The sequence below is a fragment of the Ruegeria sp. HKCCD7296 genome, assembly GCF_013110775.1.
Taxonomy (GTDB): Bacteria; Pseudomonadota; Alphaproteobacteria; order Rhodobacterales; family Rhodobacteraceae; genus Ruegeria.
Map to the genome: position 1 here is coordinate 96,615 of NZ_WVRF01000009.1, position 23,835 is coordinate 120,449.

Consider the following 23,835-nt stretch of genomic DNA (forward strand, 5'->3'; position numbering starts at 1 on the left):
CCTGACGCATTCGCGGCAACTGCATTTCCTCTCAACACTGCGTTGGATGGTGCCTTTGTTCCAAATGTATGGACATCTTCGGGTGCAGCAGCGGCTGAATAGTACGAGTTCGCCTTTTAGTTGGTCGCGCTCTCAAACCGGGATCCCGTTTAGCCAAGTAGGGGGTTGGACTTGAGGCACTCGGCGGCAAAATCCACAAAGGCGCGCACTTTCGCAGACACGGTTCGGCCCTCTTGATGCACAAGATGGATGGGAACCTCGGGCGGTTCATAAGGCTTTAACACAGTCTTGAGCCGCCCATCTGCTATGTAGGGTGCCACCTGATAAGACAGAAGCCGCCCGATGCCATGGCCTCGCAAGGCCAACTCGATCACAGCATCATTTGTATTCATGCTGATGCGCGGGCTCACGCGTTTGACAGTTGTCTTTCTGCCCGTTTGAAAATGCCATTGGGCCGATGGATTGAGCGCAGTTGAGTTGATTATGGCACGATTGGATAAGTTTTCGGGTGTTTCCGGTTCGCCGTGTTGGTCAAGATATGCCGGCGACGCAAATAGTACCTGCCTCACTGCGCCGCATTTGACAGCCATGAGGCTTGAATCCGCCATGTTGCCGATCCTGATACCGACGTCGAGGCCCTCATCAATCAGATTGACCACGCGGTCAACATAGAGGGTACGTGCCGAGAGCTTTGGGTACAGATCCAGAAATTCGCCCAAAAGCGGAGTAATGAACATACGACCAAACAAGACCGATGCAGTGACACTTAATTCCCCGGTGGGTTCGGAATAGGAACCGATTGCAGCGCGCTCGGCCTCTTCAAGATCAGCCAGAATACGTTTGGCATCCTCAAAAAACCTTTGCCCACTATCAGTCAGCATAACTGAGCGCGTTGTGCGCACAAAAAGACGTAGCCCGAGGCTTTCCTCAAGCATGGAAACCATTCGGGTCACTGTTGGCGGCGACATTCTGAGGTGACGGGCCGCAGCGGCAAAGCCTTTCAGCTCGGCCACTTTGACAAAGACGTTTAGCGCGTGAAATCTGTCCAAGATATTATTCCATATTTTGGAATAATATATTGCCAATTATCCTAATTCCGCAACACAGAAGCTCTGATTAACTTCACCTCAGTCCCAGGGCATAGCCCAGATCAAGGTGGAGAATACGATGGTACGACCCTTTGCAGAGATCAGTTTCACGCCCTCCGTACGCGAAACGCAGGCCAAGAATGGGTCAGCGACCGGTTACGCGAAGTTTCTGGCAGGTGCCCGTCAGGAGGACCTGATCAGCCCGGTTGAGGCCAGCTTCATCGCGCAAAGGGACGGCTTCTATCAAGCTACGGTCTCGGAAACCGGCTGGCCTTACGTACAATTCCGCGGTGGACCAGTTGGTTTTTTGAAGGTGTTGGATGAACGGACACTTGCCTACGCCGATTTTCGGGGCAACCGGCAGTATCTCAGTACAGGCAACCTGCTGATCAATGACCGCATCTCGCTGATCCTAATGGATTACCCCAATCAGAGACGTCTCAAGATCTGGGGTCGGGCGATGCTCATTGATGCCGAGACTGATCCGGCCCTGATGCGGCGCCTGAGTGCGCCAGGCTATCGCGCTCATCCTGAGCGGGCGATTGTGATCAAGCTTGAGGCGATGGACTGGAACTGCCCGCAGCACATCCCCCAACGCATGACCCTTGAAGAATTTGAAGATTATCTGGCCCCGTTTCGCACTGAACTGGCAGCGCTGAAAGCGCGAAACGCAAGGCTCGAAGAGGCGCTCGGCCAGCAAAACTGACCGGTGTCAAACCCCGCGCGTTAAGACGCGCGCCCTAGAATGACGAAAGGAAATACCCATGCCGCGCAATCTGAAATCCATCCTGAGCGCCAGTATTCTTGCGCTTTCTATCGTTGGGCCATTGGCACCAGCCCCTGCAATCGCCGCAGAGACCCAAGTTGAAGCTACTCAGGCCATCAGTTTCCGTACGGAACAAATCGGCGGCATCAATATCGCCTATCGTGAGGCCGGAGATCCGAACAGGCCCACTGTCCTGCTGCTTCATGGGTTTCCGACCTCTTCACACATGTTCCGAAACCTTATTCCTGAACTGGCCAAGCGCTACCACGTGATTGCGCCCGATTTTCCAGGATTCGGGGCATCGGATATGCCGATGGTCGAAGATTTCGAGTATTCTTTCGCGAATATATCGAAGATGATGACGTCGCTGCTCGACCGAAAGGGCGTGGATCACTACGCGGTCTATCTGATGGATTACGGCGCTCCGGTTGGTTTTCGTATGTTTGCGGAACAGCCCGAACGAGTCACGGGCTTCATTATTCAAAACGGGAATGCCTATGAGGAAGGGCTGCGCGAATTCTGGGATCCAATCAAAGCCTATTGGGCCGAGCCATCGCAAGAGAATGGCGATCAGCTTCGTGGTTTCCTCACTCTGGATGCTACCAAATGGCAATTCACCCACGGTGTCCAGAAACCGGAACTAATTAACCCGGACAATTTCTGGCACGTCCAATACTTGCTCGACCGCGAAGGCAATCAGGAGGTACAACTTGAACTTTTCCTGGATTACGGCACCAACGTTGCCGAATACCCAAAATGGCAGGCGCTGTTTCGCAAGCATCAGCCACCGGCGCTGCTGATGTGGGGCAAGAATGATCACATCTTCCCTGCCGAAGGTGCCTTTCCCTATCAACGTGATCTGAAGGATCTTGAGTTTCACCTGCTCGATACTGGACACTTCGCGCTGGAAGAGTATGGACCCGAGATTGCCACGCAGATGACTGCTTTTCTGAATCGTATCACCAACGCCAGCAACTGACGTAGAAATGGCCGCACCATGCTCAAGGGTGCGGCCTTATGCATGGAGACGACCAATGAACACGCAGGCAAATACAGCCAGACAGGCAACGGTTGAAGTCGTACACGGCTTTGTCGACGGTGGCACCGGAGGAAATCCCGCAGGTGTCATTTTGGACGCTGATGAATTGAGTGAGCAAGACATGCAGGACATTGCAGCAAGGGTTGGATTGTCCGAAACGGCCTTTGTCTCTCGGTCCGAGACCGAAGGCTTCAAGCTGGATTTCTTCACACCGAACCGACGCATCGCTCATTGCGGTCACGCGACAATCGCAGCCTTTTCGCACCTTGATGCGTTAGGTCGGATCCCCAACCCCGATACTTCCAAGGAGACGGTTGATGGGCCGAGGCGCATCCTTATGAAAGAAGGTGCCGCCTACATGGAGCAATTGGCCCCACGCTATTCAGGAGTTGAAGAGTGGGCCAAAAAGGGCGTGAAAATCGATGATGTTCTGAACTCACTCGGGATCGACAATTCTCAAATTGATCGGAGGTTCCCACCGCTTCTGGTCAATACCGGTAATAGCTTCATCGTTGTTGGTCTTTCAAATGCCAGGGCTCTTGCCAATGTCAAACCAGATTATGCCAAAATCACTCAAATCAGTGAGCAGCTGGATTTGATCGGCTACTACGTCTTCACAAACGATCCCTTAGCGACAAGTCGAGATGCCACGACTCGCATGTTCGCGCCCAGATACGCGATTGAAGAGGAAGCAGCGACCGGGATGGCCGCGGGGCCGCTGGCATGTGTATTGCACGATTTTGGCGATTCATCTCAGCGTTCATTCCAGATCGAGCAAGGAGTGTTTATGAACCCTGCAAGCCCGAGCCTAATTAAAGTTGAATTGGAGGTTGAGGATGGCGCAATCTCGGGCCTCATGGCGGGTGGCTACGGCAAGGTCGCGCGCTCGCTTCAAATTGCTTTCTAGCGACAAAAAAGCTGATCACGTGTGACGTTCGTTGGGGCCAATTCCGCGTAGGACGAGTTTACGAAATGAGTTCACCCCATTGGCGTATGGACTGCTTTTCCATCGCAATGCGACACGAGTATTTGCGTTTCGGAACAACAATTCGTGCTGCTCGCGGGGGCAGCACGAAATTTCAATGGCCGGGTTGCGCTTGGGGCTGGCATTTGCAGTTCCGGTACAAACCTCGGTTCGTGTTTGATTATTTGGCTCTCGGCGAAGGGGACAAATCTTTTGGGCGCCCGATGTCCTTGACTAACGCGACACCGATAAAAACGTCCCCGGATGCATGATGATGTCTAAATGGTGCATCCCACGTTTCAGATCGAAACTGACGGAATGCCCGGCTTTGCGCAGCTGTTCGGCATAGTCCCGGCTCTGGCGGATGAACTCGGGCGTATCGCGTTCGGCCACGGTCACGTGATAGCGCGGGCCGGGGCGGGGCAGGTGGCGGGTGGGGGACAGGTCGTTCACCTCAACCGGGGTCAATTGCAGGGGGTCGTTGATCGGCGTCAGGCTGATCGGTTCAAGATCATAAATTCCGCTGATCAGGATCACGTCGCGCACACGCAGCCCCGCGCGCGCCAGTTTGTTGGCTGAGCTTGCCATTACCATGCTGACCAACTGAGCCCCGGCGCTGTGCCCGGACAAGGTGATCCGCGACGGGTCAAAACCCAGATCAGATGCGTTGGTTGCCAGCCAGAGCAAAGCGTCGCGACATTCTTCGACCATCTCTCCGATCCGTGCATTCGGGGCGAGTGTGTAGTTCAGCGTCGCAAACGACTGTTCAGCCTCGATCAGGGCAGGTGCCATCATCGCCGAATCGCGCTGGCTGAGGGCTTGCCAATAGCCCCCATGAATAAAGACATGCAGCGGAGCACCAGCACCTTTTGCGGGAAAGAAATCCAGAACCTGAGCGGTTCCATCACCGTAAGAGATGTTCCCGATCACCTCCATCTGCGCGCGATGCTGTGCACTGAGCGCGGCGTAGCTGTCCAGATAGGGTGTGAGGTCTCCACCGATCATTGACGAGGGCGAATACTCCTGATCCAACTCGGCCTGTGTGAACCCCCGGTACAGCATTGCTCACTCCTGATCCGCATACATCAATTCGGTGCGTAGGTCGTAGAGATCATGGAAAAAGCGTAAATCCAAGGCCTTGCGCAAAAACGACACGCCACTGGAGCCGCCGGTGCCGGGTTGGTTGCCGATCACTCTTTCCACCGCTGTGACGTGATCGAAACGCCAGCGCTGGAATAGGGATTCCACGTCCATCAGCTTTTCCGCCAGTGCATAAAGATCCCAATACTGCGACCTATCCCGAAACACCTGCAGCCAGATTTTGACCACGCGCGGATCACCGGAATAGGGCTGTGCAAAGTCGCGGTCTAACAGCTCCTTTGGTACGTCAAAGCCCTGGCGGGACAGCATGAACAACACCTCGTCGTACAGAGATGGTTTGGTCAGCGTATGATTCAGCATCGCCATAACTTCGGGGTCATGCTGATGCACTTTTAGGGTCGCGGGGTCCTTGTTGCCCAGTATGAACTCGATCTGCCGGTACCCATAGCTTTGAAACCCTGAAGAGTTGCCCAGAGCCTGCCGAAACGTCATGTAATCGGCGGGCGTCATGGTCAGCAGGGTTTCCCACGCCGCGATCAACTGTCGCTGGATCGCCTTGACCCTGTCGAGGTTCTTCATCGCCGGGCCGAACTCGTCCTGTTGCAGGAAATGACGTACTTCCACCAGTTGGTGGTGCATCAGCTTCAACCACAACTCGCTGACCTGATGGATGATGATGAACAGCATCTCATCTGGTTGCGCAGGGTCCTGAAAGGTCTTTTGCAGGTTCAGCAGTGTCTTGAGCTGCAGGAAATCGCCATAGCTTTTGCGATGGGTCTGCGCGAAATCGGTGACCAGAGTGTCTTCGATCCCGCGTTCAAGAAATCGATCATCCTTATCGCTCATGTGCTTCTCCCTGCGCCGGCGTCCCCCCCCCATGTGTAGGGGGTGAATCGGCGCAGGGCCAGAGTGTCAGGTCCAGTCGAGGACCACCTTTCCCGACCGGCCCGATTTCATCGCGGCAAACCCCTCGGTAAACTCGTCGACTTTCATCTGGTGTGTGATCACGCGAGAAATATCCAGCCCGTTTTGCAGCATGGCAATCATCTTGTACCAGGTCTCGAACATCTCGCGCCCATACACGCCCTTGATGGTGATGGCCTTGAACACGATACGCGACCAATCGACCGGTGATTTCCCGGGCGGAATGCCCAGCAAGGCGATCTTTCCACCCATCACAAGAGCTTCGACCATTTGGTCAAGCGCGGCTTGAGACCCGGACATTTCAAGACCGACGTCGAAGCCTTCCTTCATTCCCAATTCGGTAATGACGTCTTGCAGGTCTTCTTTGGACACGTCGACGGTGCGGACAGTTGGCACCACATGTTCAGCCAGCTTCAGGCGATCTGGATTGATATCGGTAATCACAACATTCCGCGCACTGGCATGGCGCGCAACTGCGGCGGCCATGATTCCGATCGGGCCTGCGCCAGTGATCAGAACATCTTCGCCCAGCAGATCGAAGCTCAGCGCTGTATGAACAGCGTTGCCGAGGGGGTCGAGAATGGCTCCGATCTCATCCGGTATATCGTCGGGCAGTGGCACGACATTAAAAGCCGGCAATTTCAGGTACTGCGCAAAGGCCCCTTGCTCATTCACACCGATCCCGCGAGTGCCGGGGTCGAGGTGGAACTTGCCCGCGCGGCTCTGGCGGCTGTCAGTGGTGATCAGATGCCCCTCACCGGAACACCGCTGACCGATCTCAAGCCCAGTTACATTGCGTCCCGTTTCGACGATTTCACCGGCGAATTCGTGGCCAGTGATCATGGGAACCGGCACGGTGGCAGAAGCCCATTCGTCCCAGTTCCAGATGTGAATATCCGTTCCGCAAATACCGGTCTTGTTGACCTTGATCAGCACCTCTTCCGGTCCGATCTCAGGCACCGGGGCCTGCACCATCCACAGACCCTGTTCGGGTTTAGATTTCTCCAGTGCTTTCATGGTGTTGGGTCGCATCAGATCACCCCCAGTTCTTTGCCGACCTTGCCAAAGGCGGCCAGCGCACGGTCCAATTCGTCCTTAGTCAGAGCCGCGTTCATCTGCGTTCTGATCCGCGCTTGTCCACGGGGGACAACCGGGAAGAAGAAACCCGAGACATAAACGCCTTCGTGAAACAAGCGCGATGCCATGTCTTGCGCCAAAGTCGCCTCGCCCAGCATGACCGGGATGATCGGATGTTCGCCAGGCAACACGTCGAATCCCAGCTTTTCCAGCCCGGCACGCCAGTATTTGGCATTCGCAAACAGTTGGGCGCGCAGCATGTCGCCTTCTTCGACCAAACGGATTGCTTCCAGACCGGCGGCAACGATGGAGGGTGGCAGCGAATTTGAGAACAGATAGGGCCGCGCCCGCTGCCGCAGCAGGTCGATCACTGGCTGCGGCCCGGCGATGTAACCGCCGATTGCCCCCCCAAGTGCTTTGCCTAGGGTTCCTGTCAAAATGTCCACGTCGACACCAAAGTGATCCGGTGTACCCGCGCCGTTCGGCCCCATGAAGCCAGTGGCGTGGCAATCATCGACCATGACAATGGCGTCGTACTTGTCCGCCAGTTCGCGAATCTTCGGCAGGTTGGCCAGATAGCCATCCATCGAGAACACGCCATCCGTTGCGATCATAATGTGCCGCGCCCCGTCCTCACGCGCCTGTTTCAACCAGGCTTCGAGGTCGTTCATGTCATTATTCATGTAGCGATAGCGCTTGGCCTTGCACAAGCGTACCCCGTCAATGATCGAGGCATGGTTCAGGCTGTCCGAAATGATGGCGTCCTCGGGGCCAAGCAGCGGTTCAAACAAACCGCCATTGGCATCGAAACAGGCTGCAAACAGGATGGCGTCGTCCTTGTTCAGGAAAGTCGCCAACTTCTGCTCCAATTCACGATGAATATCCTGCGTCCCGCAGATGAACCGGACCGATGCCATGCCGAATCCTTTGGGCTCCATCGCGCCCTTGGCGGCGTCGATCAACGCCGGATGATCGGCCAGACCCAGATAGTTATTGGCGCACAGGTTGATGACCTGTTTGCCGCCCACCGTAATCTCACCGCCCTGAGGCGAGGTGATCATTCGTTCGCGCTTGTACAAACCTTCGGATTCGATCTGCGCGAGTGTGTCCGTGATGTGGGACAGGAATGCATCTGCCATGGCGACCTCCGTTCAACTGAGTCGCACATCTAACATAGCGGATGAATTTCCCAAATAGGGGAAATTCAATATGAAGGAAAAATTTCCGTGAAGGCGGAATTTTGCCGGATTCAGGCGTTTTTCACGATCAAAAAGACTCGTGCGGGCCCTTTGGCAACAATGGAATGCGCGATGTCTGCAGCGTAACGCGCGGTGTCTCCTTGGTTCAGGTCCGACATGGCGCTGCCGGACGTGACCCTGACCCTGCCTTCCAGCACAGTCAGCTGCTCGTGGGCTCCGCGGGCGTGGGGTTGGCTGTTCAAAGCTCCGCCTTCATCAAACTCAATATCATAGACCTCGTGACCTCCGGCTTCTTCCGGCGGGGAAAGGATGCGAATACGGCAGTTTTGCCCCATATTGTCGATACTGGGGACCTCAGAGCTTCGCAGAACCTCGATCTGGTCACTGGCTTGTGCGCCTTCCAACAGACCGGCAAAATCTACCTGCAAAGCGCGGGTCAGGTTCCAAAGGGTCGAGATCGTAGGGCTGCTTTCTCCGCGCTCGATCTGACTGACCATGGAACGGGAAACGCCGCTGAGGTTGGCAACCGCCTCAAGCGACAGTCCTTTTGCCCGGCGCGCTTCTTTCAGGCGTGCAGGCAGGAGGTTCAGGATATCGTCTGTGTTTTCCGTCATGACGGAATCCATGCGTGTTGCGCAACGTAATGTCAATTCCGGGCGTGACAGTGAGTCTAATTTGGCGATCATGCTGCAAGTGCATAATGCGCGCGGGTTTTGGAGGAGAAAATATGACTGACGTAGTGATTCTGGATGGTGCGCGTACCGCCATCGGCACATTTGGTGGCGCTTTGGCCTCGACGGCTCCGATTGATCTGGCCACTGTTGCCACCGAAGCGGCCCTTGAACGTTCGGGTGTTGAAGGCGCGCAAATCGGCAGCGTTGTCTTTGGTCATGTCATCAACACCGAACCACGCGACATGTATTTGTCGCGTGTGGCCGCGATGCAGGCGGGTATCCCCAACGGTACGCCAGCGATGAATGTGAACCGTCTGTGCGGGTCCGGGGCTCAGGCCATTGTATCCGCCGTGCAGTCCCTGATGCTTGGCGATGCGGAATTTGCTGTGGCGGGCGGTGCCGAGAGCATGTCGCGCAGCCCTTACATCGTGCCTCAGGCGCGGTGGGGCGCTAAGATGGGTGATGTTACCTCGCTCGATATGATGCTGGGCGCACTGAATTGCCCGTTTGGCACAGGGCATATGGGTGTCACGGCCGAAAACGTGGCCGACGAACATCAGATCAGCCGTGAGCAGATGGACGAGTTTGCCATGACCAGCCAGACCCGTGCGGCTGCTGCGATTGAGGGGGGATTTTTCGAAAGCCAGATCGCTCCGGTGCAGGTCAAGGTCAAACGCGACATGGTCGATTTCCAGGTCGATGAACACCCCAAAGCGACTACAGCCGAGGCGCTGGCCGGGTTGAGGCCAGTGTTCAAGAAAGACGGGCGCGTCACGGCCGGGAATGCCTCGGGCATCAATGACGGCGCGGCTGCGATGGTTCTGGCAACGGCGGACGCGGCAGAAAAAGCCGGTTTGAAACCGAAAGCACGCGTGATCAGCTATGCCCATGCTGGTGTGCGACCCGAAGTTATGGGTATTGGCCCGGTCCCGGCGGTGCAAAACCTGTTCAAGAAGACCGGTTTGTCGGCAGGTGATTTCGATGTGATCGAAAGCAACGAAGCTTTTGCCGCACAGGCACTGGCCGTCAATCAGGAACTGGGTCTGGATGCGGCCAAGGTAAACCCCAACGGGGGTGCCATTGCGCTGGGCCATCCGGTTGGCGCGACCGGCGCGATCATCACCCTCAAGGCGCTGTACGAGTTGGAGCGTACGGGTGGGTCAAAAGCGTTGATCACCATGTGCATTGGCGGTGGTCAGGGGATTGCCCTTGCCATCGAGCGGCTCTGAGCCAGAACGAAGCAGGGGGGCTGTCTGCCCCCCATTGCGCTTTTGGCGCAATTCCCCCCGAAGGTATTTTTAGCCAGATGAAGCAGGCGGGTTTGAATTAGCCCAACACCACGGCAATCAGCGTTGCGGCTATTCCAAAGAGCGCACCTATCGTGGCAGGTAGGGCATATGCACCAAAGCCGTTACTCTTTTTGTCGTCTTTTTGGGTTTGCGCGATCAGTGCGTTTTCAACAAGCGCTGGCAGGCGCGGGCCGAAACGGGCGAGCACCATTGCGGTTTTCCCAAAATCCCTCAGAGCGGCGCGAGGGCCGATAGATCGCTTGATGTAGTCTTCGACTACAGGGCGGGCGACCTCCCAGATGTTCATGTGGTCGTCGAGTGAGCGCGCGACACCTTCGACCACCACCATGGTGCGTTGCAGCAGGATCAGCTCGGTTCTTGTTTCCATGCCAAAGCGCTCGGTCACCTCGAATAGGTAATTCAGCAGGCGGCCCATCGAGATATGTGAAGCATCCATGCCGAAGATGGGTTCGCCAACTGCACGCAGGGCGCGGGCGAATTCGTCGACGTCCTGGTTTGCAGGGACGTATCCGGCTTCGAAATGCACCTCGGCCACGCGTTTATAATCGCGGCGGATGAAACCAAAGAGGATCTCGGCATAAACCCGGCGCGTGTATTCGTCGATATGGCCCATGATGCCATAGTCATAGGCGATGATATCGCCATTGGCGGCAACCTTCAGGTTACCCTGGTGCATGTCGGCATGGAAATACCCGTCGCGCAGGGCGTGCAGCAGGAACAGGCGCAGGACGCGTTCGGCCAGATCGCGGCGGTTGTGGCCTGCGGCGTCGAGGGCTGCGTTTTCGCCCAGCGGGATACCGTCGGCCCAGCTCAGTGTCATCACGCGACGCGCAGACAGCGACCAGACCACGGGCGGCAGCCAGAACCCGGCATCATCCTTGGTGTTGGCGGCGTATTCCGATGCGGCAGAACTTTCCAACCGCAGATCGAGTTCGCCACGGACAACGCCATCGAAATGTTCGATCACCTCCATTGGGCGCAAGCGGCGCGCGCCGGGGGCGAAAAGCTGCACGATACGGGCCGCGAAATAGAAAGCGTCTACATCCTTTCGGAACGCGCGTTCGATATTGGGGCGCAGGACTTTGACGGCTACATCCTCTCCAGTGCTGACCAGTTTGGCCTTATGGACCTGTGCGATAGATGCGGCGGCAATGGGTTCGCTGAAATCGCTAAAGATCTCGGCAACAGGCTGGCCCAGTTCCTTTTCCACCTCGGCCATGGCTTCGGATTTGGAAAAGGGGGGCAGTTTGTCCTGCAGCACGCGCAACTGCTCGGCCAATTCGTTGCCGACAACATCAGGGCGGGTGGACAGCACTTGACCAAATTTGATGTAGGCCGGACCCAGCGCTGTCAGAGCACGCGTGGCGGGTGGCATATCGGGATCACCCTTGTAACCCAGCCATTGGAACGGTTTGCCCAGCGCATGGGCGACAAACCGCAGCGACCGGGGGGCCTCAAAAGCGTCCAGCACCACGTTCATGGCACCAGTGCGCTCCAAAGTGGCGCCTGTGCGGATCAGGCGGATGATGTTGTGAGGACCGCGCATCAGATTTTCCAGCCGGAATGCAGCGCGGCGATGCCCATGCTCAGGTTTCGGTACTTGGCGTTCTCGAAGCCAGCAGCGCGGACCATGCCCAGAAAGGTTTCTTGATCGGGGAATTTACGGATAGATTCCACAAGGTACTGATAACTGTCATAGTCATTGGCGATCAGCTTACCCATGCGTGGGATGACGTTGAAGCTGTAGAGATCGTAAAGCTTTTGCAGCCCGTCATTGGGCAACTGGCTGAATTCCAGCACCATCAGGCGACCGCCGGGTTTCAGTACGCGGAACGCTTCGTTCAGGGCCTCTTGCGGGCGGGTGACGTTCCGGATGCCGAAAGAGATCGTGTAAACATCAAAGGTGTTGTCTTCAAACGGCAGGGCCATCGCATCCCCGACCACCCAATTCAGGCTGTCCGACACCTGGTCGGCTTCGGCGCGTTGGCGGCCTTCGACCAGCATAGGTTCGGTCAGGTCCAGAACAGTGGCGTGGCCGTGGCCTGCGCGTTTGAGGAAGCGGAAAGAGATGTCCCCTGTTCCGCCCGCCACATCCAGCAGCCGTTGGCCAGGGCGTGGGGCCAGCCAATCCATCATCGCGTCTTTCCAGACTCGGTGGATGCCCATCGACATGACATCGTTCATCACGTCATATTTCGAGGCCACCGAGTTGAATACGCCCTGCACGCGCCCGGCCTTGTCAGCCTCGCGCACGGTTTCAAACCCGAAATGAGTGGTCTTGTCGCTGTTGTCGGACATTTGCCTTGCCGTTCGTCGAATTTCGCCTCTGTTATAGGGCCATAAGAGGCGCGCACAATGCGGCCCTTTGAATTAGGAGCCGTGTAATGCCCGAATTGCCCGAGGTCGAGACAGTAAGACGCGGCCTGAGCCCTGCGATGGAAGGCGTGGTGATTGAACAGGCAGACGTAAATCGCCCTGATCTGCGCTGGCCCTTCCCCGAGCGTATGGCCGAACGGCTTACGGGTCAGCGGGTGGATCGTTTGCGGCGGCGTTCGAAATATATCCTGGCCGATCTCAGCAGTGGAGAAACGCTGCTGATTCATCTGGGCATGTCGGGCCGCATGACGGTGTCGGGCGATCCTTTGGGGCAGTTTGTGCATGGACATCCGATGCCTGAGAAGCATGACCATGTCGTCTTTCACATGGCCAACGGTGCCCGCGTGACCTTCAATGACCCACGTCGGTTTGGCGCCATGGACCTGATGCCGACAGCAACGGCGGATGACCACAAGTTGCTGTCGGTTCTGGGGCCAGAGCCCTTGGGCAATGACTTCCACGAAGAGCACCTGATCGAGGCCTTCAAAGGCAAGAACACCCCGGTCAAATCCGCGCTCTTGAATCAGGGAATCGTTGCCGGATTGGGTAATATCTATGTCTGCGAGGCGCTTTATCGCGGCAAGGTGTCGCCACGTCGCAAAGCCGGGCAGATTTCTGCATCCCGTGTTGCCGCATTGGTTCCGATCATCCGGCAAGTGTTGCAGGACGCCATAGAAGCAGGCGGCTCTTCTTTGCGAGATTTCCGCCAAGCTGATGGAGAACTTGGATATTTTCAGCACAGCTTTGACGTCTATGGGCGCGAGGGAGAGCCTTGCCGGACAGAAGGCTGTGGCGCGACAATCAAGAGAATCACCCAGTCCGGTCGCTCATCCTTCTATTGTGTGCAATGCCAAAGATAACTTGATCCAACGAAATCGCGTGATAAGGAATCGTATCTGAACGGAACAACCGGAAGCTTTCACCTCATGGCTTTTGAGACGATCATCGTCGAAATCGAAGACCACGTCGCTCTTATCAAACTCAACCGACCGGATGCGTTGAATGCGCTCAATACCCAGTTGCTGGGTGAGTTGTGTGCCGCGTTGGAAGATGCGGACAACAACGACAAGGTGCGGTGCATTGTGATCACCGGATCGGATAAGGCTTTTGCCGCGGGCGCGGACATCAAGGAAATGTCCGAGATGAGCTTTGTGGACGTCTACAACGTGAACCTGTTTGCAGATGCCAACGACCGGGTTTCTGCGATCCGCAAGCCAATTATCGCTGCTGTAGCGGGCTATGCGCTGGGCGGCGGATGTGAGTTGGCGATGCTGTGCGATTTCATCATCGCCGCAGACACTGCCAAGTTCGGACAGCCCGAGATCAATTTGGGTGTCATCGCGGGGCTCGGTGGAAGTCAGCGCTTGACGCGGTTCGTCGGCAAATCGAAATCGATGGATATGAACCTGACGGGCCGGTTCATGGATGCCGAAGAGGCCGAGCGCGCAGGTTTGGTAAGCCGAGTAGTGCCCGCCAAGAAGTTGATCGAAGAAGCAACTGGAGCGGCTCAAAAGATTGCTGAGAAGTCGCAAATTACCGCCATCGCAGCCAAAGAAGCCGTCAATCGCAGTTATGAACTTCCGCTAAGTGAAGGCATGTTGTTCGAGCGTCGCGTCTTCCATTCGATGTTTGCGACTGAAGACCAGAAAGAAGGCATGGCGGCGTTTCTGGAAAAGCGCGCGGCGCAATTCCGCGACAAGTAAGGCGTAGCTAGCCAAGGTTCGGGGGCGGGCTTTTGCCCGCCTTTTTTATGTCCGGTTCGCAAGCGCAGAGAATCGGCTTGGCAAACCCGAAAAACTTGGATACATACCGCCGCCATACATGCGCGTGCGGCCCGCTTGGCCCGACTCACACTCGTGATTTCTGATCCGGTGCGGATATGTCCGTGGCGCGCAACCCAAGATAACCGTACCGAACGAAGGTCAGAGACACATGGCAAATTCGCCCCAGGCAAAGAAACGCGCACGTCAGAACGAAAAGCGTTTCGCAGTCAACAAAGCGCGTCGTTCGCGCATCCGTACTTACCTGCGCAAAGTCGAAGAAGCGATTGCTTCTGGCGACAAGGACGCGGCAACCGCTGCTCTGCGTGCCGCTCAGCCTGAACTGATGCGCGGTGTTACCAAAGGTGTGTTCCACAAAAACACCGCAGCCCGCAAGATGTCGCGCCTGTCGGCCCGCGTCAAAGCACTGGGCTAAGTCCACTGATTGACCAATGGTCATGTCAGCAAGGCTGATCTAAATACAAGGCGTCGCGTGAAGCGGCGCCTTTTTTCGTGTTGCCGGAAAACCGCGCCTTCACAAAACTGAGAGATTCTTTCGGCCAAAGAACCGAGTCAATAACAGAGTTTCGTTGCCGCGCCCCGCAAGGAGTTGTTACCACTGTTATCAGCGATTCACTCGCTTGGGGGGACAGGCTGTTTCTTCGGTCGAACTGACGGGCATCAGGACGATCCGAAGAAGTTGTCGACGACTGGCTGATGTCAGGCTGCCGATTTGTCGAGAAATCCGGGACAAGCCCGGTGTGCTCGGCCCTGTCTAAAAAATTGAGAGTGCGACGTGCAACCCGGTTTTCCGGACGCTCAACTATTGCCGGGCGTTTAGCGGGGACATGTGTGCATTTGAAAGACATCCCGCCAAACCAGGTTGGTTTTGGCGTTAGGATACCTGTGTGCGAGTGAACGCTTAACCGGGCGACCGGATTTGTATGAATAAGGCCGGCAGGCCAATAAGAATGGGATGCGTGAGGCGCTGAATGACACAAGAGAAATGGGGACTACTGCGTAACAAATTGCTGAAGGCCGTCGGTCGGAACAACTACACCACCTGGATCGAGCCTTTGGAATTTAAGGAGCTGCAGAATGGTGTGGCGGTTTTTTCCGTGCCGACCAATTTTATGGGCAACTATGTCAGTCAAAATTTTGCAGACCTCATTTTGTATGAACTGAACACGGCAGGTGAAACCGTGCAGCGGCTGGACTTCCGGGTTGCCGCCAATTCGCCTGCACGTCCGAAACCGAACTTGCAAGCTGCCCCCGACACGCCTGCAGATCCTGTTGTCGCGCCCGTGGTTGAGGTTGCCTCGGATGCGCTCGAGTCCTTGCAGGCCGCGCCTTTGGATTCCCGCTTTACCTTTGACAGCTTTGTTGTGGGCAAGCCCAACGAACTGGCGCATGCCGCCGCCCGCCGTGTCTCGGAAGGCGGACCTGTCACCTTCAACCCGCTGGTTTTGTATGGTGGTGTGGGTTTAGGTAAAACCCACCTGATGCACGCCATCGCGTGGGAGCTGAAGACAAAACATCCTGAGCTTAACGTGCTTTACCTTTCGGCCGAGCAATTCATGTATCGCTTTGTTCAGGCGCTGCGTGAACGCCGGATGATGGATTTCAAACACCTGTTCCGCTCTGTCGATGTGTTGATGGTGGATGACGTGCAATTCATCGCGGGTAAGGATTCGACGCAGGAAGAGTTCTTTCACACCTTCAATGCGCTTGTGGATCAGAACAAGCAGATCATCATTTCGGCCGACCGCGCCCCGGGTGAGATCAAAGATCTGGAAGACCGTGTGAAATCGCGCCTGCAATGCGGTCTGGTCGTCGACCTGCACCCGACCGATTATGAATTGCGCCTGGGCATCCTTCAGAACAAGGTGCAGCAGTACAGCAGCACCTATCCCGATCTGTCGATTGCTGATGGTGTTCTGGAGTTTCTGGCGCATCGCATCTCGACCAATGTCCGCGTTCTGGAAGGTGCTCTGACCCGTCTGTTCGCCTTCGCATCGCTGGTGGGCCGCGAAATCGATATGGAGCTGACACAGGACTGTCTGGCTGACGTGCTGCGTGCCTCAGAACGAAAGATCAGCGTTGAGGAGATCCAGCGGAAAGTGTCCGAATATTACAATATTCGCCTTTCTGACATAATCGGGCCCAAGCGCCTGCGGTCTTATGCGCGTCCGCGCCAGGTGGCGATGTATCTGTGCAAGCAGCTCACCAGCCGCTCGCTGCCCGAGATTGGCCGCCGTTTTGGCGGGCGAGACCACACAACGGTCATGCACGGCGTGAAACGTATTGAAGAGCTGAAACTGACCGACGGTCAGATCGCCGAAGATGTAGAAATGCTGCGGCGGTCGCTGGAAGCCTGATCTGAGCATTTCATGAAGAAAATGCCCCGGTGCTTTGCGTCCGGGGCGTTTTCTTGTGCGCATTAATCCACGGTTGGGCCAGAACTGAGGCTAGTTTGGCACGATGCCCTTGACGCTAAGGGCTTTCCAACCCAGAAATCCGTAAAAAATCCTTGTGCCTCAGGGTGGAACCGCTAACGTGCCAGTCCCGCCCATGTCGGTACGCAAGTCAGAGGAACTGAGGGTATGAAGATCAGCATTGAACGCGGCACCCTTCTCAAGGCCGTTTCGCAGGCTCAATCCGTTGTGGAACGGCGCAATACCATTCCCATACTTGCCAACGTGCTGATTGAGGCGGAGGGCGATCAAGCCCAGTTCCGCGCCACCGATCTGGATATCGAAGTGGTCGACAAAGCGCCCGCTCAGGTCGAGAAAGCCGGTGCGACCACTGTTGCGGCGACCACCCTGCATGAGATCGTGCGGAAACTGCCGGATGGGGCGCTGGTGACTCTGACCGCAGACAGTGCTGCAGGTCGGTTGACCGTCGAGGCAGGCCGGTCAAATTTCTCGTTGGCGACGCTGCCGAAAGAAGATTTTCCGGTCATGGCGTCCTCGGAATATCAATCGAATTTCACCGCGTCAGCGGCGCTGCTGCGTCGGCTGTTCGACAAATCGAAATTCGCCATCTCGACGGAAGAGACCCGGTACTACCTGAACGGTGTCTACATGCATGTGGCTGATGGCTCTGACGGCGGCAAAGTTCTGCGTTGTGTGGCCACCGACGGTCACCGTCTGGCGCGTATCGATGCAGATCTGCCGGATGGGGCCGCAGACATGGCGGGAGTGATCGTGCCACGCAAAACCGTGGGCGAGCTGCGCAAGCTGCTGGACGATGATGAAATGGATATCGCCGTTTCGGTCAGCGAAACCAAAGTACGTTTTGCCACGCCGGATATAACTCTGACCTCGAAGGTCATCGATGGCACATTCCCCGATTACACACGCGTCATCCCGCAAGGGAACACGCGCAAGCTTGAGGTCGATGCGGCCGAGTTTGCGCAGGCTGTAGACCGGGTGGCGACAGTGTCGTCCGAACGGTCGCGTGCGGTAAAGCTGCAACTGGACGGCGACAAGCTGGTCCTTTCGGTTAATGCACCAGACAGTGGCGCTGCTGAAGAAGAACTGGCCGTCGCCTATGGGGATGAACGGTTGGAGATCGGGTTTAACGCCAAGTATTTGCTAGAGATTGCGTCTCAGGTCGATCGTGAGAATGCAGTGTTCCTGTTTAACTCTGCGGGTGATCCGACCCTGATGCGCGAAGGCAATGACCAGAGCGCGGTTTACGTTGTCATGCCGATGCGCGTCTGATCGCGCTGGCGCGCGATGCCTTCGGCGACCGTATTTTTGACAAGAAGAAGGGAGGGGTCATGGGATTGGCCCTGACCGAGCTTACGGTCTCGCATTTTCGATCTCACAAACTGGCGCGGTTGTCTTTGGATGGGCGGCCCGTCGCGATTCATGGGCCGAACGGAGCCGGCAAGACCAACATCCTTGAAGCGGTATCTTTGTTTTCGCCTGGGCGCGGAATGAGGCGCGCGAGCGCGGCAGAGATGACGCGGCGGCCCGAGGCGTTGGGCTGGAAGGTGTCAGGGGTGTTGGGTGCGCAGGGGCAGCGATATGAGATCGAAACCTGGTCCGAGGGCGGTGCGGCGCGGCAGGTTCGGATTGACGAAAAAGCCTCGAGCCAGATCGAGCTTGGTAAACTGGCGCGGGTTGTTTGGCTGATCCCATCGATGGACCGGCTTTGGATCGAAGGAGCCGAGGGGCGGCGGCGGTTTCTGGACCGTATCGCGCTGAGTTTTGATCCGACCCATGCCGAAGCGTCTTTGTCATATGAAAAAGCAATGCGGGAACGGAACCGTCTGTTGAAAGAGCAGGTGAGGGATGCCCATTGGTATGCGGCCTTGGAGGGTCAGATGGCTGCGTCCGGACATCGCATCCATGCTGCGCGCCTTTCGGCGTTGGATTATCTGCGTGCCGCGCAGGATCGGGCGGAGACGGCTTTTCCGTCGGCTGAGCTGGAATTGATCCAGACTGAAGGCGCGATGCCTGAGACAGCAGAGGATCTGCGTGACGCCTTAAGTGAGAGTCGCTTCCGGGATCTGGCTGCGGGCCGGACTTTGGTAGGGCCGCATCGGTCAGACGTGTATGGGGTTTTTGCTGCAAAGGGCGTTCCGGCCAAGGATTGCTCGACAGGCGAGCAGAAAGCGTTGCTTGTGTCTTTGATTTTGTCGAACGCGCGTGCGCTGGCAGAGATGGTTGGGGCGCCTCCGATTGTACTGTTGGACGAAGTGGCTGCCCATCTGGACGCAGGTCGGCGCGCGGCGCTTTATGATGAGATTTGCGCTCTGGGGGCTCAGGCCTGGATGACGGGCACCGGGCCTGAGTTGTTTACTGAATTGGGGGACCGGGCCCAAACGGTGGTTGTCACCGAAGGGGATGAGGGCTCGGTCGTGACCGCTTAGGCCGGTTCGCTGACTTTACGTTCCCACAGGAAGCCGCGCATAACTTCGTCGACCTGGGTTTTGGCTATGTGGTTGACGTAGTTCGACATGGTTTTCTGTGCCAGGCCCAGCACCACATCCAGAACAGCGCGGTGTGAATAGCCCGCATCGAAGAACGCCTGCAGCTGTTCCTCGGTCGGGTTGCCACGTGTTTCCATAACTTGCAGAGTGAAGGTGCGCAGTGCCTCGAGCTTGGCCGAAGGCAGCGGAGTTTCATTGCGCAGCGCCTCGGTGATTTCGTCCGAGACTTTCATCATCTTGGCGATACCGGTGTGCGCGGGCACGCAATAGTGGCACTCGTTTTCCACGTTGATGGTCTGCCAAACAACGGTTTTCTCATCGTTGCCGAAATCGGTTTGCAAGAAGAGGCCGTGCAGAACCTGATAACCTTCCAGGTGCTGCGGGCTTTCGGCCATCACCTTGTGCAAACCGGGCAAGCGACCAAACGCGGCCTGCGATTTTTCGAGAAGAGGTTTGGACCCTTCGGGAGCGGTTTCGAGGTCGTGCGACGGAAAATTGGCCATGTCGGAACTCCTGTTTTTGGCGCGATGAATCGTATTTAGAGTTTATTGAACGATCGCTCAAGTATATACTTGAGTGAACGTTCAAGAATTGGTGATGCTGATGCCCCGGAAACCCGCATATGATCGTGATGCTCTGATTGCTAAAGCAAAGGACATCTTCTGGCGTCAGGGCTGGGCCGGGACGTCGTTGAAGGATTTGGAGCGGGAATTGAAGCTAAAGCCCGGCAGTTTTTATGCGGCATTCGGCTCGAAGGATGCGCTCTATGCGCTGACGATGGAAAGCTACACCCGGGAAGGCGTGGCACGCCTAAAGGCCTTGGCCGAAAAGTTGGGGCCCAAAGGGGCGTTGAAAGCGCAGCCCCGTTTGGTGATCGAAGCGGTCGAGAGCCCGACGAAAGCCTGCATGTTGGCAAAGACATATGCGGAGTTGCAAGCGAAAGATCACGATCTTGCAGATCAAGCTGCGCGGCACATGACTGAGATGAAAGCGTGTTTTGCCGAGCTGTTCCGAAGCGCTCAGAATGCTGGTGAAATTCGGTCTGAACATGACCCGGATCGACTGGCGGCGCGGTATCAGTCTGACATTCTTGGGTTGCGATTGTCGGCTGAGCGCGAGGATGTCGACGCAGAGGAAATCGCTGCGGATATTGCCGCTGACATTGATCGCTTGTGAGCCTGTAACCAGCAGGCAAAAAACGACCCTCGCAAACACAAAATCTTGGGGGATCGCGTGACATTCCCCACCAGAAAACGTATAAGTTACCAAAATAATATAGGTACTGACTGAATGTCCGAAGACGCACAGGCTCCTCAAGAATACGGCGCAGATTCCATTAAAGTTCTCAAAGGGTTAGAGGCCGTTCGCAAGCGCCCCGGCATGTATATCGGGGACACGGATGATGGCTCGGGCCTGCACCACATGGTGTATGAGGTGGTCGACAACGGGATCGACGAAGCCTTGGCGGGGCATGCTGACCATGTCACGGTAAAAATCCACGCGGATTCCAGCGTTTCTGTCAGTGATAACGGGCGCGGAATTCCGGTCGATATTCACCCGGAAGAGGGCGTTTCAGCGGCTGAAGTCATTATGACCCAACTGCACGCGGGCGGTAAGTTCGACAGCAATTCCTACAAGGTGTCGGGCGGTCTGCACGGCGTGGGCGTTTCGGTTGTGAACGCCCTGTCCGATTGGCTGGAATTGCGCATCTGGCGTGCGGGCAAGGAACATGTCGCACGCTTTGAGGGTGGCGAGACAGCGGAACATCTGAAGGTCGTGGGTGATTGCGGCGATCGAACAGGAACCGAAGTGCGGTTTCTGGCCTCGACCAACACGTTTTCGAACCTCGAATACTCATTCGACACGCTGGAAAAGCGTCTGCGCGAGTTGGCCTTCCTGAACTCAGGCGTGCGGATCATCCTGATTGATGAACGCCCTGCCGAGCGGTTGGAGACCGAGCTGTTCTATGAGGGCGGTGTCAAGGAGTTCGTCAAGTATCTCGATCGGTCCAAGACCCCGGCCATGCCCGAGCCGATCTATATCAAGGGTGAGCGTGACGACATCGGCGTGGAAATCGCGATGTGGTGGAATGACAGCTACCATGAGACGGTTCTGCCCTTCACCAACAACATTCCGCAGCGGGATGGCGGTACGCATGTCGCCGGTTTCCGGGGCGCTTTGACTCGGACAATCAACAATTATGCGCAGTCCAGCGGGATCGCAAAGAAGGAAAAGGTCAGCTTCACAGGGGACGATGCGCGTGAGGGTCTGACCTGCGTGCTGTCGGTAAAGGTGCCAGACCCGAAATTCTCATCCCAAACCAAGGACAAGCTTGTCTCGTCCGAGGTTCGCCCGGCGGTCGAAGGTTTGATGAATGAAAAACTGGCCGAGTGGTTTGAAGAAAACCCCAATGAAGCCAAGGGTATCGTCGGCAAGATCATCGAGGCTGCTCTGGCCCGTGAGGCTGCCCGAAAGGCCCGTGAACTGACTCGCCGCAAGACGGCGATGGATGTGAACTATCTGGCCGGTAAGCTGAAGGATTGTTCCGAGAAAGACCCGTCCAAAACCGAAGTTTTCCTGGTCGAGGGGGACTCGGCAGGTGGTTCCGCGCAAACAGGTCGGGATCGTCTGACTCAGGCTGTTTTGCCCTTGCGCGGGAAAATCCTGAACGTGGAACGCGCGCGGTTTGATCGAATGCTGTCGTCGCAGGAAATCGGCAACCTAGTGATGGCGCTGGGCACTGGTATTGGCCGCGATGAGTTCAACATCGAAAAGCTGCGCTACCACAAGATCGTCATCATGACCGACGCCGACGTGGACGGTGCACATATCCGGACGCTACTGCTGACCTTCTTCTACCGGCAGATGCCGGAACTGATCGAGGGCGGGTACCTTTATATCGCTCAGCCACCGCTTTATAAGGTTTCACGAGGTAAATCAGAGGTTTACCTGAAGGATCAGGCCGCGCTGGACGACTATCTGATCAATCAGGGCGTCGAAGGGGCCGTGTTGAAGCTTGGCTCGGGTGAAGAAATCATCGGCCAAGACCTCACGCGTGTCGTAGACGAAGCGCGCCAATTGAAGCGTGTTCTGGACGCCTTCCCGACGCATTATCCGCGTCACATTCTGGAACAGGCTGCCGTAGCCGGGGCCTTCGTGCCAGGAGCCGTTGATGCCGACCTGCAAGGCGTGGCTGACAAAGTTGCTGCCCGTCTCGACTTGATCGCGCTGGAATATGAACGCGGCTGGCAAGGCCGGATCACTCAGGATCACGGCATCCGTCTGGCCCGAATCCTGCGCGGCGTGGAAGAGGTGCGCACGCTGGACGGCCCTATGCTGCGTTCGGGCGAAGCGCGAAAAACCGGCAGCTTCACTCAGAGCCTGCAAGAGGTCTACAACACCCCGGCAACGCTGGTGCGTCGCGACCGTTCCCAAGTGATCCACGGACCGCTAGACCTGCTGCGCGCTATCCTGGAAGAGGGCGAGAAGGGTCTGTCGCTGCAACGCTACAAAGGTTTGGGTGAAATGAACCCGGATCAGCTGTGGGAAACCACACTGGACCCGGACGCCCGCACGCTGCTGCAGGTGCGCGTGGACGATATGGTCGAGGCCGACGATCTGTTCACCAAGCTGATGGGTGACGTGGTCGAACCACGCCGCGAATTCATCCAGAAAAACGCGTTGAGTGTTGAAAACCTGGATTTTTGATCGTTTGTAGGGACGCGCACAAACCTTCACGCACCCCATAAGTTTGCACGATTTGCCCTTAAGTTTGCACTTTTTCACGTTAATATTGCAGATTAGAGCAAGTAAATCGCCTTATGCGGGTGCCGAAGGATAGATTTCAGAGTCTCAAGGATTGAACACCTGATCGCGATGCCAGATCAGGTTCTCCTTGTGCCCAGCAGTAAGACCAGAGATCCGCTTGGAATGTCCGGACAACGAGCTCATTGCCGGCGCAGACAGTTTACTCGAAAACCTAGGTGTCCCGTCGTCCTTGAAAGTCACCAGACCTTTGTCGAATGCTGCGTCCCATAATGCTGACAGCAAAATTCCGTTGTGGACGTCCAACCGCTCAGCATCAGTTTCGCAGTCTTTCCACGGCTTAATGTGTGAGGCTCTAAGGAGCTCAGTGTCGGAAATGTCCGAAATCGGGCAGCGACCCTGCCAATAAGAGATCAAACGATTTCTGAAAATACCCTGACCAATGCGCTGCTTGACCAACCGCTCTGCTTCGGTTTTCTCCGGCAAACCATCGGTTGCAGCCTGAAACTCCTCCAGAGGGCCGTCTGGCAGGCTCACGGACAGCTCATAGATACGTGTTAGCACCGGATACAGCTCAGACATCTGTGCGGCGCTGTAGGCGGCGATACCGGGGTGTGTGACGTAAGTTTTTGGAAACGGAAGCTCCGCGGCAACGCCTGGGTGGTCGATTGCGACATACCAAGATCCGTTAATACTGTCCGACGCCAGAAAAATCGTTCCTTTCGCCGTTGTCGATCCGAAAGCCGCCCATCCATCTTCTTGGCCGAGTTTCTTGCGGAAGCCGTTCTGCCATGCCGCTTGTTCGCTGGAGGAATAAGTTACAAAGGATTGGGGAAACTCAATTGCCATA

General features: G+C 56.4%; 22 protein-coding genes. 12 read left to right on the forward strand and 10 right to left on the reverse strand.

Going from position 1 to position 23,835, the window contains the following annotated elements; genetic code table 11:
- Nucleotides 1-149: 149 nt before the first annotated feature.
- Complete coding sequence (locus GS632_RS13545; protein WP_171722120.1) at nt 150-1,049, reverse strand: LysR substrate-binding domain-containing protein; 900 nt, start codon at nt 1,047-1,049, stop codon at nt 150-152.
- A 118-nt stretch (nt 1,050-1,167) separates the two neighbouring features.
- On the opposite strand from GS632_RS13545, the gene GS632_RS13550 reads away from it, so the two are divergent.
- The 3 genes from GS632_RS13550 to GS632_RS13560 are packed head-to-tail and all read left to right on the forward strand — an operon-like array spanning nt 1,168 to nt 3,800.
- On the forward strand, nt 1,168-1,794 hold the full coding sequence (locus tag GS632_RS13550) for a pyridoxamine 5'-phosphate oxidase family protein (RefSeq protein WP_171722121.1): 627 nt from the start codon (nt 1,168-1,170) through the stop codon (nt 1,792-1,794).
- Nucleotides 1,795-1,852: 58 nt separating this feature from the next.
- The gene (locus GS632_RS13555) at nt 1,853-2,833 is read left to right on the forward strand and encodes an alpha/beta fold hydrolase (RefSeq protein ID WP_171722122.1); all 981 of its coding nucleotides are present in this window, start codon (nt 1,853-1,855) and stop codon (nt 2,831-2,833) included.
- 55 nt (nt 2,834-2,888) lie between these two features.
- Nucleotides 2,889-3,800 (forward strand): PhzF family phenazine biosynthesis protein, encoded by a 912-nt coding sequence (locus GS632_RS13560; protein WP_171181183.1) that lies wholly within the window; start codon nt 2,889-2,891, stop codon nt 3,798-3,800.
- A 291-nt stretch (nt 3,801-4,091) separates the two neighbouring features.
- Here the strand turns inward: GS632_RS13560 and GS632_RS13565 are convergent, their stop codons facing one another.
- The 5 genes from GS632_RS13565 to GS632_RS13585 all read right to left on the reverse strand — a co-directional run bounded on the left by GS632_RS13565 (nt 4,092) and on the right by GS632_RS13585 (nt 8,772).
- The gene (locus tag GS632_RS13565) at nt 4,092-4,919 is read right to left on the reverse strand and encodes an alpha/beta hydrolase (protein ID WP_171722123.1); all 828 of its coding nucleotides are present in this window, start codon (nt 4,917-4,919) and stop codon (nt 4,092-4,094) included.
- Between the two features lie 3 nt (nt 4,920-4,922).
- Entirely contained in the window at nt 4,923-5,804 is an 882-nt protein-coding gene (locus GS632_RS13570) for a tryptophan 2,3-dioxygenase (RefSeq protein ID WP_171722124.1), read from the reverse strand.
- Nucleotides 5,805-5,870: 66 nt separating this feature from the next.
- Nucleotides 5,871-6,899 carry an L-threonine 3-dehydrogenase gene (tdh, locus tag GS632_RS13575; protein WP_171236390.1) on the reverse strand — a complete coding sequence of 343 codons (1,029 nt, stop codon included), beginning with the start codon at nt 6,897-6,899 and terminating at the stop codon, nt 5,871-5,873.
- 14 nt (nt 6,900-6,913) lie between these two features.
- The gene (locus GS632_RS13580) at nt 6,914-8,098 is read right to left on the reverse strand and encodes a glycine C-acetyltransferase (RefSeq protein WP_171722125.1); all 1,185 of its coding nucleotides are present in this window, start codon (nt 8,096-8,098) and stop codon (nt 6,914-6,916) included.
- Between the two features lie 110 nt (nt 8,099-8,208).
- The gene (locus GS632_RS13585; RefSeq protein ID WP_171722126.1) at nt 8,209-8,772 is read right to left on the reverse strand and encodes a helix-turn-helix domain-containing protein; all 564 of its coding nucleotides are present in this window, start codon (nt 8,770-8,772) and stop codon (nt 8,209-8,211) included.
- 113 nt (nt 8,773-8,885) lie between these two features.
- Here GS632_RS13585 and GS632_RS13590 point away from each other — a divergent pair, with 113 nt between their 5' ends.
- On the forward strand, nt 8,886-10,061 hold the full coding sequence (locus GS632_RS13590) for an acetyl-CoA C-acyltransferase family protein (RefSeq protein WP_171722127.1): 1,176 nt from the start codon (nt 8,886-8,888) through the stop codon (nt 10,059-10,061).
- 97 nt (nt 10,062-10,158) lie between these two features.
- Here GS632_RS13590 and ubiB read toward each other — a convergent pair whose 3' ends face one another.
- Both ubiB and ubiE read right to left on the reverse strand, forming a co-directional pair.
- Nucleotides 10,159-11,688, reverse strand: a complete 1,530-nt coding sequence (gene ubiB, locus GS632_RS13595; RefSeq protein ID WP_171722128.1) for a 2-polyprenylphenol 6-hydroxylase — start codon at nt 11,686-11,688, stop codon at nt 10,159-10,161.
- Nucleotides 11,688-12,440, reverse strand: coding sequence for a bifunctional demethylmenaquinone methyltransferase/2-methoxy-6-polyprenyl-1,4-benzoquinol methylase UbiE (ubiE, locus tag GS632_RS13600; RefSeq protein WP_171722129.1), 753 nt, complete (start codon nt 12,438-12,440; stop codon nt 11,688-11,690). The genes ubiB and ubiE overlap by 1 nt, the downstream gene beginning before the upstream one ends.
- An 86-nt stretch (nt 12,441-12,526) precedes the next feature.
- Between ubiE and mutM the strand changes: the two genes are divergently transcribed.
- The 6 genes from mutM (at nt 12,527) to recF (ending at nt 19,160) form a co-directional block, all read left to right on the forward strand.
- The gene (mutM, locus tag GS632_RS13605; RefSeq protein ID WP_171722130.1) at nt 12,527-13,378 is read left to right on the forward strand and encodes a bifunctional DNA-formamidopyrimidine glycosylase/DNA-(apurinic or apyrimidinic site) lyase; all 852 of its coding nucleotides are present in this window, start codon (nt 12,527-12,529) and stop codon (nt 13,376-13,378) included.
- A 66-nt stretch (nt 13,379-13,444) separates the two neighbouring features.
- Complete coding sequence (locus tag GS632_RS13610) at nt 13,445-14,221, forward strand: enoyl-CoA hydratase (protein WP_171722131.1); 777 nt, start codon at nt 13,445-13,447, stop codon at nt 14,219-14,221.
- Between the two features lie 229 nt (nt 14,222-14,450).
- Nucleotides 14,451-14,714 carry a 30S ribosomal protein S20 gene (gene rpsT, locus GS632_RS13615; protein ID WP_039541017.1) on the forward strand — a complete coding sequence of 88 codons (264 nt, stop codon included), beginning with the start codon at nt 14,451-14,453 and terminating at the stop codon, nt 14,712-14,714.
- A gap of 556 nt (nt 14,715-15,270) precedes the next feature.
- A complete protein-coding gene (dnaA, locus tag GS632_RS13620; RefSeq protein WP_171722132.1) occupies nt 15,271-16,656 on the forward strand; it encodes a chromosomal replication initiator protein DnaA in 1,386 nt (461 codons plus the stop codon).
- A 225-nt stretch (nt 16,657-16,881) separates the two neighbouring features.
- Nucleotides 16,882-18,003, forward strand: a complete 1,122-nt coding sequence (gene dnaN, locus GS632_RS13625) for a DNA polymerase III subunit beta (protein WP_171236381.1) — start codon at nt 16,882-16,884, stop codon at nt 18,001-18,003.
- 59 nt (nt 18,004-18,062) lie between these two features.
- On the forward strand, nt 18,063-19,160 hold the full coding sequence (recF, locus tag GS632_RS13630) for a DNA replication/repair protein RecF (protein ID WP_171722133.1): 1,098 nt from the start codon (nt 18,063-18,065) through the stop codon (nt 19,158-19,160).
- On the opposite strand, the gene GS632_RS13635 is transcribed toward recF, so the two are convergent.
- On the reverse strand, nt 19,157-19,723 hold the full coding sequence (locus GS632_RS13635) for a carboxymuconolactone decarboxylase family protein (RefSeq protein WP_171722134.1): 567 nt from the start codon (nt 19,721-19,723) through the stop codon (nt 19,157-19,159). The two genes, recF and GS632_RS13635, sit on opposite strands and share 4 nt — an antisense overlap.
- 100 nt (nt 19,724-19,823) lie before the next feature.
- Between GS632_RS13635 and GS632_RS13640 the strand changes: the two genes are divergently transcribed.
- Nucleotides 19,824-20,396 (forward strand): TetR/AcrR family transcriptional regulator, encoded by a 573-nt coding sequence (locus tag GS632_RS13640; protein WP_171181215.1) that lies wholly within the window; start codon nt 19,824-19,826, stop codon nt 20,394-20,396.
- Between the two features lie 114 nt (nt 20,397-20,510).
- Nucleotides 20,511-22,928, forward strand: coding sequence for a DNA topoisomerase (ATP-hydrolyzing) subunit B (gene gyrB / locus GS632_RS13645; RefSeq protein ID WP_171181218.1), 2,418 nt, complete (start codon nt 20,511-20,513; stop codon nt 22,926-22,928).
- 144 nt (nt 22,929-23,072) lie between these two features.
- Here gyrB and GS632_RS13650 read toward each other — a convergent pair whose 3' ends face one another.
- Nucleotides 23,073-23,834 carry an HNH endonuclease gene (locus GS632_RS13650; RefSeq protein WP_171722135.1) on the reverse strand — a complete coding sequence of 254 codons (762 nt, stop codon included), beginning with the start codon at nt 23,832-23,834 and terminating at the stop codon, nt 23,073-23,075.
- Nucleotide 23,835: the final 1 nt, after the last annotated feature.

Bases quoted from the DNA above. Each gene is read 5' to 3' on its own strand.
- GS632_RS13550 (WP_171722121.1), top strand. From the start codon at position 1,168: ATGGTACGACCCTTTGCAGAGATCAGTTTCACGCCCTCCGTACGCGAA.
- GS632_RS13555 (WP_171722122.1), top strand. From the start codon at position 1,853: ATGCCGCGCAATCTGAAATCCATCCTGAGCGCCAGTATTCTTGCGCTT.
- GS632_RS13560 (WP_171181183.1), top strand. From the start codon at position 2,889: ATGAACACGCAGGCAAATACAGCCAGACAGGCAACGGTTGAAGTCGTA.
- GS632_RS13565 (WP_171722123.1), bottom strand. From the start codon at position 4,919: ATGCTGTACCGGGGGTTCACACAGGCCGAGTTGGATCAGGAGTATTCG.
- GS632_RS13570 (WP_171722124.1), bottom strand. From the start codon at position 5,804: ATGAGCGATAAGGATGATCGATTTCTTGAACGCGGGATCGAAGACACT.
- tdh (WP_171236390.1), bottom strand. From the start codon at position 6,899: ATGAAAGCACTGGAGAAATCTAAACCCGAACAGGGTCTGTGGATGGTG.
- GS632_RS13580 (WP_171722125.1), bottom strand. From the start codon at position 8,098: ATGGCAGATGCATTCCTGTCCCACATCACGGACACACTCGCGCAGATC.
- GS632_RS13585 (WP_171722126.1), bottom strand. From the start codon at position 8,772: ATGACGGAAAACACAGACGATATCCTGAACCTCCTGCCTGCACGCCTG.
- GS632_RS13590 (WP_171722127.1), top strand. From the start codon at position 8,886: ATGACTGACGTAGTGATTCTGGATGGTGCGCGTACCGCCATCGGCACA.
- ubiB (WP_171722128.1), bottom strand. From the start codon at position 11,688: ATGCGCGGTCCTCACAACATCATCCGCCTGATCCGCACAGGCGCCACT.
- ubiE (WP_171722129.1), bottom strand. From the start codon at position 12,440: ATGTCCGACAACAGCGACAAGACCACTCATTTCGGGTTTGAAACCGTG.
- mutM (WP_171722130.1), top strand. From the start codon at position 12,527: ATGCCCGAATTGCCCGAGGTCGAGACAGTAAGACGCGGCCTGAGCCCT.
- GS632_RS13610 (WP_171722131.1), top strand. From the start codon at position 13,445: ATGGCTTTTGAGACGATCATCGTCGAAATCGAAGACCACGTCGCTCTT.
- rpsT (WP_039541017.1), top strand. From the start codon at position 14,451: ATGGCAAATTCGCCCCAGGCAAAGAAACGCGCACGTCAGAACGAAAAG.
- dnaA (WP_171722132.1), top strand. From the start codon at position 15,271: ATGACACAAGAGAAATGGGGACTACTGCGTAACAAATTGCTGAAGGCC.
- dnaN (WP_171236381.1), top strand. From the start codon at position 16,882: ATGAAGATCAGCATTGAACGCGGCACCCTTCTCAAGGCCGTTTCGCAG.
- recF (WP_171722133.1), top strand. From the start codon at position 18,063: ATGGGATTGGCCCTGACCGAGCTTACGGTCTCGCATTTTCGATCTCAC.
- GS632_RS13635 (WP_171722134.1), bottom strand. From the start codon at position 19,723: ATGGCCAATTTTCCGTCGCACGACCTCGAAACCGCTCCCGAAGGGTCC.
- GS632_RS13640 (WP_171181215.1), top strand. From the start codon at position 19,824: ATGCCCCGGAAACCCGCATATGATCGTGATGCTCTGATTGCTAAAGCA.
- gyrB (WP_171181218.1), top strand. From the start codon at position 20,511: ATGTCCGAAGACGCACAGGCTCCTCAAGAATACGGCGCAGATTCCATT.
- GS632_RS13650 (WP_171722135.1), bottom strand. From the start codon at position 23,834: ATGGCAATTGAGTTTCCCCAATCCTTTGTAACTTATTCCTCCAGCGAA.